General features: G+C 66.5%; 11 protein-coding genes. 5 read left to right on the top strand and 6 right to left on the bottom strand.

The features are described from left to right. Nucleotides 1-28 precede the first annotated feature (28 nt). Both AC1Q5S_RS01935 and AC1Q5S_RS01930 read right to left on the bottom strand, forming a co-directional pair. Nucleotides 29-1,345, bottom strand: coding sequence for a sulfatase family protein (locus AC1Q5S_RS01935; RefSeq protein WP_422203523.1), 1,317 nt, complete (start codon nt 1,343-1,345; stop codon nt 29-31). A gap of 11 nt (nt 1,346-1,356) precedes the next feature. Then, nucleotides 1,357-2,334 carry a Bug family tripartite tricarboxylate transporter substrate binding protein gene (locus AC1Q5S_RS01930; RefSeq protein ID WP_422203521.1) on the bottom strand — a complete coding sequence of 326 codons (978 nt, stop codon included), beginning with the start codon at nt 2,332-2,334 and terminating at the stop codon, nt 1,357-1,359. An 82-nt stretch (nt 2,335-2,416) separates the two neighbouring features. Between AC1Q5S_RS01930 and AC1Q5S_RS01925 the strand changes: the two genes are divergently transcribed. Genes AC1Q5S_RS01925 through lolD form a run of 3 tightly spaced genes read left to right on the top strand, consistent with a single transcriptional unit; the run spans nt 2,417 to nt 5,014 of the window. Continuing rightward, a complete protein-coding gene (locus tag AC1Q5S_RS01925) occupies nt 2,417-2,929 on the top strand; it encodes a MarR family winged helix-turn-helix transcriptional regulator (protein WP_492238238.1) in 513 nt (170 codons plus the stop codon). A gap of 41 nt (nt 2,930-2,970) precedes the next feature. Beyond that, on the top strand, nt 2,971-4,224 hold the full coding sequence (locus AC1Q5S_RS01920) for a lipoprotein-releasing ABC transporter permease subunit (protein WP_303836963.1): 1,254 nt from the start codon (nt 2,971-2,973) through the stop codon (nt 4,222-4,224). Continuing rightward, nucleotides 4,217-5,014 (top strand): lipoprotein-releasing ABC transporter ATP-binding protein LolD, encoded by a 798-nt coding sequence (gene lolD / locus AC1Q5S_RS01915; protein ID WP_492238237.1) that lies wholly within the window; start codon nt 4,217-4,219, stop codon nt 5,012-5,014. Before AC1Q5S_RS01920 ends, lolD begins: the two co-directional genes overlap by 8 nt. Before the next feature lie 210 nt (nt 5,015-5,224). Here lolD and AC1Q5S_RS01910 read toward each other — a convergent pair whose 3' ends face one another. From AC1Q5S_RS01910 to AC1Q5S_RS01895, 4 genes are all read right to left on the bottom strand, one after another. Further along, the gene (locus tag AC1Q5S_RS01910; RefSeq protein WP_303836966.1) at nt 5,225-6,871 is read right to left on the bottom strand and encodes a Na/Pi cotransporter family protein; all 1,647 of its coding nucleotides are present in this window, start codon (nt 6,869-6,871) and stop codon (nt 5,225-5,227) included. 133 nt (nt 6,872-7,004) lie between these two features. Beyond that, nucleotides 7,005-7,514, bottom strand: a complete 510-nt coding sequence (lspA, locus tag AC1Q5S_RS01905) for a signal peptidase II (protein WP_303836967.1) — start codon at nt 7,512-7,514, stop codon at nt 7,005-7,007. Beyond that, a complete protein-coding gene (gene ileS / locus AC1Q5S_RS01900) occupies nt 7,514-10,357 on the bottom strand; it encodes an isoleucine--tRNA ligase (RefSeq protein ID WP_303836969.1) in 2,844 nt (947 codons plus the stop codon). Before ileS ends, lspA begins: the two co-directional genes overlap by 1 nt. 107 nt (nt 10,358-10,464) lie before the next feature. Then, nucleotides 10,465-11,514, bottom strand: a complete 1,050-nt coding sequence (locus tag AC1Q5S_RS01895) for a bifunctional riboflavin kinase/FAD synthetase (protein WP_492238236.1) — start codon at nt 11,512-11,514, stop codon at nt 10,465-10,467. A 141-nt stretch (nt 11,515-11,655) separates the two neighbouring features. On the opposite strand from AC1Q5S_RS01895, the gene AC1Q5S_RS01890 reads away from it, so the two are divergent. Together AC1Q5S_RS01890 and AC1Q5S_RS01885 are read left to right on the top strand one after the other, a co-directional pair. After that, nucleotides 11,656-12,213, top strand: a complete 558-nt coding sequence (locus AC1Q5S_RS01890) for an HNH endonuclease (RefSeq protein WP_303836973.1) — start codon at nt 11,656-11,658, stop codon at nt 12,211-12,213. A gap of 96 nt (nt 12,214-12,309) precedes the next feature. Continuing rightward, nucleotides 12,310-13,251 (top strand): bestrophin family protein, encoded by a 942-nt coding sequence (locus AC1Q5S_RS01885; RefSeq protein WP_492238235.1) that lies wholly within the window; start codon nt 12,310-12,312, stop codon nt 13,249-13,251. Nucleotides 13,252-13,362 lie beyond the last annotated feature (111 nt).

Genomic DNA, 13,362 nt, shown 5'->3' with positions numbered 1-13,362 from the left:
CGCGCCCTGCCACAGGCGCATGGGCGTGTCAGCGCGGCGGCATGTCCTTGACCGAATAGCCCAGCGATACCGTGGCATCCGGCGGGATGGCGGGCATGGTGGCGTTCCAGGCTTCCCAGCTGGCGCGCATCTGGGCCAGGCGCTCGGGTTGGCGCATGCCCAGGTTGGCGCGCTCGCGCTCGTCCTGCGGGATGTTGAACAGGTAATCGTTGCCATCGACGCGCAGGTACTTCCAGTCGCCATCGCGCAGCGCCCGCTGGCCACGGTGGTTCATGCGGAAATGTACGGGTCGGTCAAACTCTTGTCCCGGCGTGCGCAGCACGGGCAGCAGCGAGACGCCGTCCAGCGGGTAATCCGGGTGCGCGGCCACGCCGGCGGCGTCCAGCAGCGTGGCGGTCCAGTCCATGGTCAGGCACTGCTGGGTGCTCTCGCGGCCCGGGGCGATCACGGCGGGCCAGTGGGCAATCCAGGGCACGCGGATGCCACCCTCGGTCAAATCCATCTTGCCGCCCACCAGCGGCCAGTTGTCCGAGAAACGCTCGCCGCCGTTGTCGCTGGTGAAGACGATCAGCGTGTTGTCCAGCTGACCATTGGTGCGCAGGGCCTCCACCAGCCAGCCTATGCCCTCGTCCATGTGGTGGATCATGCGGCGGTACTGGTGGATGTTACCGCCATGCAGGTGAAAGAGGTTGGATTTCACCTCTTCGGACAGCGCCTGGTCGTCGCGCGTCTCCCAGGGCCAGTGCGGGGCGGTGTAGTGCAGGCTGAGCAGAAAGGGGGCATCTTGGTCGGCCATGCGGTTCACATAGTCCACCGCGCGCTGCGAGAACAGGTCGGTCAGGTAGCCCTCTTCGGTATGGCTCTCCTCGCCAAAATACAGATCGTGGTGGCCCGCACTGCTGTGGTGGCTGAAGTAATCCACCCCGCCCGACATGGGGCCAAAAAACTCTTCGTACCCCGATTGCAGCGGGCCAAAAGCGGGTGGGTAGCCCAGGTGCCATTTGCCGATCAGCGCCGTGCGGTAGCCCGCCTCTTTGAGCAGCGAGGGCAGGGTGGGGTGCTCGGGCGGCAGGCCCAGCGTGGTGCTGCCCTTGCTGCGGCTATTGATGGGCTCTTCCGCCGCGCCGCGCAAGCGGTATTGGTAGCGCCCGGTGATCATGGCAAAGCGGGTGGGCGAGCACACCGGCGAGTTGGAATAGCCCTGGGTGAGCTTGAGCCCGTGGGAGGCCAGACCGTCGAGCACTGGCGAGACCGGGCCGAACGCGGCATCGCGCCCGCCGTAGCAGCCCAGGTCGGCAAAGCCCAGGTCGTCGGCCACGATAAAGATCAGATTGGGTTTTTGCATGGTGGGCGCTTTCAATCCACCTTCATGTTGGTGGCTTTGGCGACGCGGCCATATTGCGCCGACAAATCCGCCAGGCGTTTGCTGGCGGCTGCACCCACTGCGCCATCCACCTGCAAGTCCAGCGCTGCCAGCCGGGCCTGGATGTCGGGGCGGCGCAGGGCCTCCAGCATGCTGCGTTGCAGGGTTTGCACCACCGGCTCGGGCGTGGCGGCATGCACCATGGCCATGTACAGGATTTCCTGTACCAGCTGTGGGTAGCCCGCTTCGACCACGGTGGGCACGTCCGGGGCCACTTTGGAGCGCTGGCGGCTGGTCACGGCCAGCGCCGTCATCTTGCCGGCCTTGACGTGCGGCATCAGCGCAGGCACACCCAGCACGCCGCCGTCCACCTCGCCGGCCAGCACGGCGGTGGCAGCGGGCGCGTTGCCCTTGTAGGGAATGTGCTGGATTTTCATACCCGTGGCGCCGCCAAACATCTCGGCGGCCAGGTGGCCGGGGCTACCGCTGCCGGCGGAGCTGAAGTTCACGCCCTTCGCCTTGCCCGTGGCCACCATGTCCGACAGGCTTTTGAAGCCGGTGGACGGGTGCGCCACCACCATCAGCCCGGACGTGGCCACCACCATCAGCGGCTTGAGGTCGCCCGGCTTGAACGGCATGGTGGGGTAGATGTGCGGGTTGATGGTGAAGGTGGTGTCGATGCCGAACATCACCGTGTAGCCATCGGCCGGGCTTTTGGCCACCAGGTCAGCACCGATGTTGCCGGCCGCACCAGGCTTGTTTTCGACGATGAAGGGCTGCCTGAACTGCGTTTGCAGGGCTTCGCCCAGCGAGCGGGCCAGCACATCGGCCGGGCCGCCGGGCGTGAAGGCGTTGACGAACTTCACCGGCTTGTTGGGGTAGTCAGCGGTTTGGGCGTGCAGCAGCGGAGCCAGGGCACAGGTGCTGAGGGCCAGCAAGGCCAGGCGGCGGGTGGGAAAAAGAGTGCGCATCGTGGTGTCTCGCTCGCAAAAATGAAGAGGCTGGATCGACTGTAAGATTGATGTGGATCATTGTTCTAATCAATTCATTACCGTGAAAACCCTCAACCCCCAGGGCATCGACGACATGCTGCTGTACCGCCTGGGTCGGGTACTGGGAACGGCCGGCAGCCTGGTCACCCGCATCTGCGAGGGTGAGTTCGGCATCACCCGGCGCGAATGGCGGGTGCTGGCGCAACTGGGCAAGCGTGACGGCATTTTGTCGTCCGAGCTGGCCGACGCGGCGCAGCTGGACCGGGCGCGCACCTCGCGGGCCGTCACGGCGCTGGTGGCCAGGCAACTGGTCGTGCGTGTGCCCCGCCCGCACGACCGCCGCCAAGTGGTCCTGCACCTGAGCGGCGCGGGCCGTGCCCTGTACGAGGCTGTGCTGCCCCGGATGATGGCTATCCACCAGGCGTTGGTGGCTCCCTTGAGTCCGGTCGAGGCAGACCAGCTGGACGCGCTGCTGGCAGTGTTGCAGCACCAGGCCGATGCCATGCAGCGCGGCGCCGACCTGCCCAAGGCCGACCGGCGCCGGGGCGGGCGTGGGCTGCGCGCGAGCAGCTGAAGACTGGGCGCGCTGGCGTGCGGTGCCACAATCGCCAGCTTATGCAAATTCCCTACGAACTGGCCCTGGGCTGGCGCTACACGCGCGCGGGCCGCGCCACGCGGCGCAATGGTTTCATCTCGTTCATCTCGGGCGTGTCCATGCTGGGCATTGCCCTCGGTGTGGCGGCGCTCATCATCGTGCTGTCGGTGATGAACGGCTTTCAGAAAGAGGTGCGCGACCGCATGCTCAGCGTGGTCTCGCACATCGAGATTTTTGCGCCCCAGGGCGCGGCCCTGCCCGATGTGGCGCGCACGCTGGCCGAGGCCCGGCAGAACCCCAACGTGATCGGCGCCGCGCCCTTTGTGGGCGCGCAGGCCCTGCTGGCCCGCGGCGAGGACATGAAGGGCACGCTGGTGCGCGGCATCGACCCGGCGCTCGAAGGCGCGGTGACCGATCTGGCGGCCACCAACGAGCAGACGCTCCAGCTGCTGGTGCCCGGCGAGTTCCGCGTGGTGCTGGGCGGCGAGCTGGCCCGCGCCCTGGGCGTGCGTGCGGGCGATGTGGTGACCCTGATCGCCCCCGCAGGCCAGGTCACACCCGCGGGTGTGGTGCCGCGCCTCAAGCAGATGACGGTGGCGGGCACATTCGACTCGGGCCACTACGAATACGACTCGGCCCTGGTGCTGCTGCACCACGAGGATGCGCAGCGCATCTTCCGCCTCGAGGGCCCCACGGGCATCCGCCTCAAGCTCAAGGACCTGCACCAGGCGCGCGAGGTGACCCGGCAACTGGCCGGCAGCCTGAGCGACCAGCTGCTGATCCGCGACTGGACGCAGCAGAACAAGACCTGGTTTGCCGCCGTGCAGCTGGAAAAACGCATGATGTTCATCATCCTCACGCTGATCGTGGCCGTGGCGGCCTTCAACCTGGTGAGCACGCTGGTGATGACGGTGACCGACAAGCGCGCCGATATCGCCATCCTGCGCACGCTGGGCGCCAGCCCGAAAAGCATCATGGGCATTTTTGTGGTGCAGGGCGCCATGGTGGGCGTGATCGGAACGGTGGTGGGCCTGCTGCTGGGCCTGGGCATTGCCTTCAACATCGATGTGATCGTGCCCGCCATCGAGCGCGCGCTGAATGCGAGCTTTCTGCCCAAGGACATCTACCTCATCAGCAAGATGCCCAGCGAGCCGCAGAGCAGCGACATCGTGCCCATCGGCGTCATCTCGCTCGTGCTGGCCTTCGTGGCCACGCTCTACCCCAGCTGGCGCGCCAGCCGTGTCAATCCTGCCGAGGCATTGCGCTATGAGTAACACCACCCCCACGCTCGGCACTGGCGTGTCCTCGCTGCCCCCCGAGGGGGCGCTCGCTGCCTTGGGGCGGCCCGGCGGCGGCTCGGCTGCCAACTCCGCAAACGCCGTGTCGGGCGCCCCCGTGGTGCTGGAGGCGCGGGGCCTCACCAAACGCTTCACCGAAGGCCGCCTGGATGTGACCGTGCTGCAGGGCGTGGACCTGCAGATCCATGCCGGCGAAACGCTGGCCATCGTGGGTGCATCGGGCTCGGGCAAGAGCACGCTGCTGCACCTGCTGGGCGGGCTGGATGCGCCCACGACGGGCACGGTACGCCTCAAGGGCGAGGAAATGTCCGCGCTGTCGGCTGAACGCCAGGGGCAGCTGCGCAACCGGCACCTGGGCTTCATCTACCAGTTTCACCACCTGCTGCCCGAGTTCAGCGCGCTCGACAATGTGGCCATGCCGCTGCGCATCCGGCGCCTGCTGCTGGCGCAGTGCCATGCCGAGGCCGAGGGGGTGCTCACCTCCGTCGGTTTGAAGGACCGCCTGCACCACCGTCCGGCAGAGCTTTCGGGCGGCGAGCGCCAGCGGGTGGCGATTGCGCGCGCCCTGGTGACGCGGCCGGCCTGCGTGCTGGCCGACGAGCCCACCGGCAACCTGGACCGCAGCACGGCCGATGGCGTGTTCGACCTCATGCTGCAACTGGCGCGCGAGCAGGGCACGGCGTTCGTGATGGTGACGCACGACGAGTCGCTGGCCGCGCGCTGCGACCGCGTGCTGCGGCTGGTGGCCGGCCGTCTGGGCGATTGAAGCCGCGCACGGCGCCGGCGTGGGTGCCGGGCAGCCAGCATCTGGATATTTCAGACTTTTTTTGGCTCTGGCGCTTATCCGGTGGTCGCGGGGAGCTCATTTATTAATAGCGAAAACCATTGTGCGGCGATGGCGCCGCAAGCGCATTGGTGAGCGCGGAGGGAAACGCCGCTGCGCTCCGCAGCCTGATCTTGGACGGGCTCTCGCCGGCTACTGCACCGAGGCGCGCAGCCGGCTGGGCGCCAGGGCGCCGGCTGACTCCAGAATGGGGTAAGCCACCGAGCACAGCAGCGAGTTGATGCGCTTGAGTTCGCTGATCAGGTCGATGTGCAGCGAACTGGTCTCGATGCTCTGCACGGTGTTGTCGGACAGGCGGGCCAGGTGGGTGGCCGAGTAGGCGTGCTCCAGATCGCGAAAGCGCGCCTTTTCTTCCAGCAGCTTTTGCGCATCGCGCACATTGCCGTTCAAGAAAACGCTCATGGCCAGGCGCAGGTTGTCCACCAGGCGCGCGTGCAGCTCGTTGATCTCTTCCATGCCGGCATCGGAGAACTGGCGCCCCTTCTTGATCTTCTTGTCCTCAATGTCGACGAGCACGCGCTCGATGATGTCGCCGATCTGCTCCATGTTGATGGTGAAGCTGATGATGTCGGCCCAGCGCTGGCCCTCGCGCTCGTCCAGCGCCTCGCGCGAGATTTTGGTCATGTAGTACTTGATGGCCGAATACAGGTCGTCCACCTGGTCATCGAGGCGGCGCAGGTCGTGGGCCAGTTTGAGGTCATCGGTGCGGATGACCTGGTGCATGCCCATCAGCATGGATTCGACCACGTCGGCCTGGTGCAGCGCCTCGCGGGCCGCGCAGGAGATGGCCAGCGAAGGCGTTGCCAGCGCCGAGGGATCGAGGTGCCTGGGCCGGGCCCCGGCCGCGGGCGCCTCTTCGTGGGGCAGCAGCCGCTGCACGACGCGCGCCACCATGCCGGTCAGGCCGATGCACACCAGGCCCACCACGGTGTTGAACGCCAGATGGAAGAGCACCACCAGCGTGGCCGCATCGGGAACATAGGGGCGCACATGGCGCAGCCACAGGCCCACCAGCGGCATCATGATGAGCACGCCCACGATCTTGAACACCAGATTGCCCAGCGGCACCTGGCGCGTTTGCACCTTCGATTTGAGCGTGGTGAGCACCGCCAGCAGGCCGCTGCCCAGGTTGGCGCCCAGCACCAGGCCCAGGGCCACCTCCACCGGAATGCCACCCGAGCCCGCCAGCGTGGCGGTCAGCAGCACCGTGGCGAGGCTGGAATAGGACACCACCGCCAGCACGGCACCCGTGAAAAGCTCCAGGAGCAAGTCGCTGGTGAGTGCCCCCAGCAGGGTGCGCACGGTGGGCGACTGCGTGAGCACCGTGGTCGAATCGGTGATGAGCCGCAGGGCCAGCAGCATCAGCCCCAGCCCGATCAGCACCCGTCCAACGCGCCCGACGGGCGTGTCCTGGCGCGCGATGAACAGCACCACGCCCACAAAGATGAACAGGGGCGACAGCCACGACAGGTCCATCGCGAACACCACGGCCATCACGCTGGTGCCCACGTCGGCGCCCAGCATCACGGCCAGCGCGGCCGGCAGGCCCACGAGGCCCTGGCCCACGAACGAGGACACGATGAGGGCGGTGGCGGTGCTGGACTGCACCAGGGCCGTGACGCCGATGCCCGAGAGCACGGCGGTGAGGCGGGTGCTGACGCTGCGCGAAATGAGTTGGCGCAGGTTGGTGCCGAAGACGCGCAGGATGCCTGTGCGCACCAGATGGGTGCCCCACACAAGCAGGGCCACGGCGGCCAGAAGGTTGAGAAGATGCTTCATGGAAAAGAAGCATGCAACTATAGCCCGCAAGCCGGTGCCTGGGCGCAAAGGCTGCGCCGGCCAGCGGGTGGATGGGTGCGCGCTGGCGGCCGCCGTCCCTCAGGGGATCGGCAACCGGTCGGCCAGAACGTGTTCAGCGCGCGTTTTTCACGCGCAGCAATTCATCGAGGATCAGGCAGGCCGCGCCCACGGTGATGGCCGCGTCGGCGATGTTGAACGCCGGAAAATGCCAACCGCGCGCATGGAAGTCGAGGAAGTCCACGACGTAGCCGTGCATCAGCCGGTCCACCACATTGCCCACGGCGCCGCCCAGGATGCTCGCCAGCGCAAAGCAGAACAGCTTTTGCCCCGGGTGCGCGCGCAGCTGCCAGACGATGAACAGCGTGGCGGCCACACCGATGCCCGTGAACAGCCAGCGCTGCCAGCCGCCCGCATCGGACAGGAACGAGAAGGCCGCACCCGTGTTGTGCGCGCGCACGATGTTGAAAAAGCTGGTGATGGTGGTGGCATCGCCGAGCCGGTAGTAGCCCAGGATCAGCGTCTTGGTGAACTGGTCGGCCAGCAAAATGACCGCCGCCCAGGCCAGCCAGGGCCACAGGCTGGCGCCCGGGCTGCGCATCAATGGGGTGCTGCCCTGGGCCATCAGGCCACCTTCCGTTCTTCGCCGCTGCCAAAGAGGTTGCTGGTGCAGCGCCCGCACAGGGTGGGGTGGGCCGCGTCGTGGCCTACGTCGTCACGGTAGTGCCAGCAGCGCTCGCATTTGGCGTCGGAACTGGCCCTGGCGCTCACCTGTAAAACGCTTCCAGCTATTAATTCAATGGTGGATGTGATGAAGACGAACTTCAGGTCATCGCCCAGGCTGGCGAGCAGCGCGTGGTCCTCGGGGGGCGCCGTCAGTGTGATGCAGGCCTGCAGCGAGGCGCCCACCTGACCGGCGGCGCGCAGCGCCTCGATGTCCTTGTTGACGGCGTCGCGGATCTCGCGGATGCGGCGCCACTTGGCCAGCAGGCCGTCGTCGCTGTGGCCCAGCGCCGAGAAGGTCTCGAGGAAGATCGACTCGGAGTTGCCAAAGATCTTCCAGGCTTCTTCCGCCGTGAACGACAGGAACGGCGCCATCCAGCGCAGCATGGCGTGCGTGATCTGGTGCAGCGCGGTCTGGGCGCTGCGCCGCGCCAGGCTCTTGGGGGCCGTGGTGTAGAGGCGGTCCTTGAGCACATCCAGGTAAAAGCCGCCCAGGTCTTCCGAGCAGTACAGCTGCAGCTTGGCCACCACGGGGTGGAACTCGTACACCCGGTAGTGGGCCAGCAGGTCTTCCTGGAACTGCGCGGCGCGCACCAGCGCGTAGCGGTCGATCTCCAGCATCTGCTCGAACGGCACGGCATCCTGGGCCGGGTCGAAGTCGCTCACGTTGGCCAGCAAAAAGCGCAGCGTGTTGCGGATGCGGCGGTAGGCATCGACCACGCGCGCCAGGATCTTGTCGTCAATCGCCAGGTCGCCCGAGTAGTCGGTGGCGGCGCACCACAGGCGGATGATTTCGGCGCCCAGCTTGCCGCTCACCTCCTGCGGTGAGACGGTGTTGCCCAGCGACTTGCTCATCTTCTTGCCCTGGCCGTCCACCGTGAAGCCGTGCGTGAGCAGGCCGCGGTAGGGCGCGCGGCCGTAGATGGCGCTGGCCAGCAGCAGCGAGCTGTGGAACCAGCCCCGGTGCTGGTCGTGGCCCTCCAGGTACAGGTCGGCCTCGGGACCTTCGTCGTGGTGCATGCTGCCGTGCGTGCCGCGCATCACATGCCAGAAGGTGGAGCCCGAGTCGAACCACACTTCGAGGATGTCGGTGCTCTTGGTGTAGTGCGCGGCGTCTGCGGCGCCGAGCACCTCTTCGGCCGTCATGCGGCTCCAGGCCTCGATGCCGCCCTGCTCGACGATGGCTGCGGCCTGGTCGATGATCTCCATGGTGCGTGGGTGCAGCTCGCCCGAATCCTTGTGCAGGAAAAACGGCAGGGGCACGCCCCAGCTGCGCTGGCGCGAGATGCACCAGTCGGGCCGGCCGGCGATCATGTCACGCAGGCGCGATTTGCCGTTCTCGGGGTAGAAGTGGGTCTGCTCAATGGCGGCCAGCGCCGTCTGGCGCAGCGTGCCGGGGGCCTTGTCGGTGGTGAACACGCCCTCGCCTTCGTCCATGCGCACGAACCACTGGGCGGCGGCGCGGTAGATCACGGGCGTCTTGTGGCGCCAGCAGTGCGGGTAGCTGTGGGTGATGGTGGTGGTGCCCAGCAGGCGGCCGGCGGCCTGCAGCGCCTCGATGATGATGGGGCAGGCTTTCCAGATGTTCAGGCCGCCGAACAGCGCCAGCGATTCGTCATAGCGGCCGTTGCCCAGCACGGGGTTGAGGATGTCGTCGTATTGCATGCCATGCGCCACGCACGAGTTGAAGTCTTCCACCCCATAGGCGGGCGAGGAGTGCACGAGGCCGGTGCCGTCGGTGGCCGTGGCGTATTCGGCCAGGTACACGGGCGACAGGCGGCGGTAGCCGGCATCCACATCGTGCAGCGGGTGCTCGAATTCGAGGCCGCCGAGTTGCCGGCCCTGGGCCACGGCCAGCACCTGGCCTTGCAGGTTCCAGCGCTGCAGGCAGGATTCCACCAGCGTTTCGGCCACGATCAGCAGGCCGCGCTCGGTGTCCACCAGCGCATAGGGCAGGTCGGGGTTGAGGTTGAGCGCCTGGTTGGCGGGGATGGTCCAGGCGGTGGTGGTCCAGATGACCGCGAAGGCATCTTTGGCCAAGGCCGGCAGGCCGAAGGCGGCGGCCAGCCGGGCCGGGTTGTGCGCCTTGAAGGCCACGTCCAGCGTCTGGCTCTTCTTGTCCTGGTATTCGATCTCGAACTCGGCCAGCGACGAGCCGCAGTCGAAGCACCAGTACACGGGCTTGAGGCCGCGGTACACGTAGCCGCGTTCCATCACGCGCTTCAAGGCGCGCAACTCGCCCGCCTCGTTGGCGTAGTTCATGGTCTTGTAGGGATTGTCCCACTCCCCCAGCACACCGAGGCGCTTGAAATCCTGCATCTGCTGCGCGATCTGCTCGGTGGCAAAGGCGCGGCTCTTGGCCTGCATCTCGTCGCGCGGCAGGTTGCGGCCGTGCAGTTTTTCGATGGCGTTTTCGATGGGCAGGCCGTGGCAGTCCCAGCCGGGCACATACAGCGCGTCAAAGCCTTCGAGCTGGCGCGCCTTGGTGATCATGTCCTTGAGGATCTTGTTGACCGCGTGGCCGATGTGCAGCTGCCCGTTGGCATAGGGCGGGCCGTCGTGCAGGATGAACTTGGGCTTGCCGCAGCGCGCATCGCGCAGCTTCTTGTAGACGCCCTGGTCTTCCCACTCCTTGACCCAGGCCGGCTCGCGCTTGGGCAGATCGCCGCGCATCGGGAACGGTGTGTCGGGCAGGTTCAGCGTGCTGCGGTAGTCGGTGGGTGCGGGACTGGCGTTGTCGGACATGGATAAGCCTTAAAACAGGGCATTCCGGGGCGGGCCCGGGTCAAAACGGGAGGAGGGCACGGGAGGCGAATGGGTCGCCCGAGCAGGCGCTGCGCAGGGCAGCCACCTCAAATTCGGTCGCGCGTGGTCTGGCGCCGGGTCTCGGTATCGGAGGGGGCGTGGGCCGACGCAAAGTAGGCACGTGCATCGGCGCAGTCTTTGGCAATACCCGCCGTCAGGGCATCGAGACCGTCGTATTTCAGCTCGTCGTGCAGTTTGTGCAGCAGTTCCACGCGGATGATTTTACCGTACGCCCCCTCGGGCCCCAGATCGGCGGGCCAGTCCAGGCAATGGGTTTCGAGCAGCACGCGGCCGCCGTTCACATCCGCCGGATCGAGCGAGGGCCGCACACCCAGATTGGCGACCCCGGGCAGGGGCGCATGGCCCAGGCCATGCACCAGCACGGCAAAGATGCCGCTGGCGGCAGGCTTCCAGTGCGCGAAGCGCAGGTTCAGGGTGCGAAAACCGTCGCCGACATCAGCGTTGCTGGCCCCCAGCGCACGCCCGAGCTTGCGCCCGTGCACGACATGGCCGCTGATGGTGTAGGGCCGGCCCAGCAGGCTGGCGGCGGCGGCCATGTCGCCGCGCTGCAGCGCATCGCGCACGGCGGAGCTGGAAACGCGCAACCCATGGACCTCATAGCTGTTCATGCGGGCCACGTCAAAACCCAGATGCTGGCCCGCCGAGTCCAGCATGGCGTAGTCGCCCGCCCGCTGGGCGCCAAAGCGGAAATCGTCGCCCACCAGTACATAGCGTGCGCCCAGGCCGCGCACCAGCACCTCGTCGATGAAGGCCTGGGGTGACTGGGCGGCCAACCGCGCATCGAATGGCAGCACCACGGCCTGCTGCACGCCGCAGCGCTGCAGCTCGGTGAGCTTGTCGCGCAGCGTGCCGATGCGGGCCGGAGCCAGGTCCGGCTTGCGCAGCGCACCGGCGAAATAGTCGCGTGGATGGGGCTCGAAGGTCAGCACGCAGCTGTCCACGCCCCGGTGGGTGGCCTCGCTGTTCAGCAGGGCCAGCATGGCCTGGTGGCCCCGGTGCACGCCGTCGAAATTGCCAATGGTCAGCGCGCAGGCGCGGGCGATGTCCGGGTGGTGGAAGCCGCGAAAGATCTTCATCGGTTTGATATTGTTTTAATAGCAGCCTGCGCTGATGTATCAAGCGCAAGACGCCAATTTGTCATGAAAACGGAGTATATTGTGATCGCAGTGCCATCTGCGTTCCGAATCCTTGTGTACTTTTGTTCCAGGAGGCGTGTTGTGAAGGTCTTGAAGCTGTCGGCCCAAGGGCTGCCCCAATCGTGGATCACATTGGAGCAGGCGGTGATTCACTATGCCGCCGGGGAGGTGCGCTGGGAGTCGGGCGGACAGATTGCCCGTTTCCGGGGCGGCTACAGTGCCCTCACGGGCGAGCAATCGGTGATTGCCGTCAACAGCATCGTCGGCACCCGCGGCGTGCCGGGCATCAACCCTTTCGATCTCAAGCCCAGCCTCACCAACAGCAAGCTGTTTGCGCGCGATCGCAATGTGTGCGCCTATTGCGGCGGCCATTTTCACGAAGAAGACCTCACGCGCGAGCACATCGTGCCGTTTGCGCGCAACGGCCAGAACCACTGGATGAACGTGGTCACGGCCTGCCGCCCCTGCAACCACCGCAAGGGCCCGCGCACGCCCGAGCAGGCCCACATGCCCCTGCTGTATGCGCCCTATGTGCCCAGCCTGTGGGAAGACTTCATCCTGCGCAACCGGCGCATCCTGGTCGACCAGATGGAGTTTTTGATGGCCCATGTGCCCAAATCGTCGCGGTTGCTGGTCTGACCGGGCCGTTCCGCCCGTGGCCCATCGGGGGGCGCACCGCCTTGGCGCCACGGGGTGGGCTGTGGTCCAATAAGGGTTTTCCCTTGGTTTTTTGGCATGATTGTTCGTGAGCGTCCGTCGGGACTGCGCTTGTTTCTGGTCCTGCGCGGCTCGGTGCTGCACCGCATCCGCCTCACCTTGCTGCTCAACGTCTTGCTGGCGACCCTGGTGACGCTGGTGCACGGCAACCTGTTCACGCTCAAGATCACGCTCACCGCCATTCCTTTCACCCTGATCGGTCTGCCGCTGGCGATTTTTCTGGGATTTCGCAACACCACCGCCTACGACCGCTACTGGGAAGCCCGCAAGCTCTGGGGCGAAATCGTGCACCGCACGCGCACGCTGTCGCGCCAGTGCCAGGGCCTGATCCAGCTGCCTGCGCCGCCCAACCCCGCCCGGCGTGACGACGATGTGCGGGTGCGCATGGTGCACCGCGCCATCGCCTTCGTGCATGCGCTGCGGCTGCAGTTGCGCGACCAGCGCGATGACGCCGTGCTGCAGCGCTGGCTGACGGCGGCAGAGTTTGAAAAAGCGCGCAGCACCTCGAGCCCCGCCGACGCCATCATGCTGCACATGGGCCGCGACCTGGGCGAGTGCGTGCGCCAGGGCCAGATCGAGCCCTGCCTGGCGGCATCGGTGGATGCCACGCTGTCCTCCCTGACGGCCTCGGCCGCCTCGTGCGAGCGCATCAAGAACACCCCCGTGCCGTTTTCCTACACGCTGCTGCTGCACCGCACGGCCTACATGTACTGCTTTTTGCTGCCCTTCGGCCTGGTGGACACCACGGGGTTCATGACGCCCTTTGTGGTGGGCATCGTGGCCTACACCTTCTTCGGCCTGGACGCGCTGGGCGACGAGATCGAGGAACCCTTCGGAATGGAAAGCAACGATCTGCCGCTCGACACTTTGTGCCGGGCCATCGAGATCAATTTGCGCGAATCGCTGGGCGAAAAAGACCTGCCGCCCGCGTTGGAACCGGTGAACTTCCTGCTGACCTGAGCGACAGGCCCGCAAAGAAAAACCGCCCGAAGGCCAATGCCAGTCAGTTAAGCCCTGACTGGCATTTTCTTTGTTGGGAACTTGCTGCGAGAGCGCTTGACCTCGCGGGGG

This window comes from Acidovorax sp. GW835-FHT14B10, from assembly GCF_058793725.1.
This window is presented reverse-complemented; position numbering and strand designations above follow the sequence as displayed.